Source organism: Nitrospirota bacterium (genome assembly GCA_040755395.1).
Classification (GTDB): Bacteria; Nitrospirota; Nitrospiria; order Nitrospirales; family Nitrospiraceae; genus DATLZU01.
On record JBFMAX010000067.1, the window covers coordinates 1 to 1,152 of the forward strand.

1 pseudogene is annotated in these 1,152 nt (G+C 63.1%); it reads right to left on the reverse strand.

Annotated elements, in window-relative coordinates:
• Positions 1–39 precede the first annotated feature (39 nt).
• Positions 40–1,152, reverse strand: a pseudogene (locus AB1555_20185) (IS3 family transposase).

The following is a 1,152-nucleotide window of genomic DNA, read 5'->3' on the forward strand; positions in this document are numbered from 1 at the left end:
TGAGGTTCCCTCTGTTTTTCGTCTTCCAACCCAGCGGCATCATGCCGCCAATTGCTGCTCATGCTGAGTGCTGATCCACTCCTCCAGGAACCTCACCGGCGAGGCGTAGCCGAGCGTGGAATGGCGGCGCCTGTGGTTGTAGAACGGTTCGATGTAGTCGAACAGGTCGACTTCCGCTTCGGCCCGCGTGCTGTAGCGGGTGCCATGCACCCGCTCATTCTTCAGGCTGTTGAAGAAGCTCTCCGTGGGCGCGTTGTCCCAGCAGCTGCCCTTCCTGCTCATCGAACAGACCATGCCATACTCCTTCAGCCGCGCCTGGAAGGCGTGGCTGGCATATTGGCTACCTCGGTCGAGTGATGAATCAGGCCTGGCGCCGGTTTCCTGCGGAACCAGGCCATGGTCAGCGCATCGATCACGATGTCGGCCGTCATGCGCGGCTTGATCGACCAGCCGACGACCTCTCTGTTGAACAGATCGAGGACCACGGCCAGATACAGCCAACCCTCGTCGGTCCAGATGTAGGTCAGATCGGCGCTCCAGACCTGGTTCGGTGCGCTCGGGGCAAAGTCCCTATCCAGCAGGTTCGGCGCTACCGGCAGCGCATGCTTGGAGTCCGTCGTCGCCTTGAAACGGCGTTTGTGGCGGGCCTCGATGCCGTTCTCCCGCATCAGTCGCTCGACACGCTCCTTGCTGGCCGGAAAGCCCTTCGCCCGCAGTTCCTCGGTCATGCGCGGACTGCCGTAGGCGCCCTTCACTTGGGCGTGGATCGCTTCGATCAGCGCCAGCATCTGTGCGTCAGTCAATCGCTTGCGCTCCGGGCTGCCACCGCGTTTCCAGGCGCGATAGCCGCTCACACTGACCGCCAGTACCCGACACAGCTCGCTCAACGCGTACTGCCTGCAATGCGCGTCAATCCAGGCGTATTTCACAGCGCATCCTTCGCGAAGTACGCCGCCGCCTTTCGGAGAATTTCATTCTCCCGGCGCAGCCGGGCATTCTCTGCCCGCATGCGCGAGAGCTCCATCTGCTCCGGCGTCACCGCTTTGGCGCCAGCCCCGCCCAGCTTGCCGGTTTCGAAAGCCTTGACCCAGTTGCGCAGCGTCTGGTCGCTGATCCCCAGCTCTCGCGCCACGGTGCCGACGCCTTGGCCTG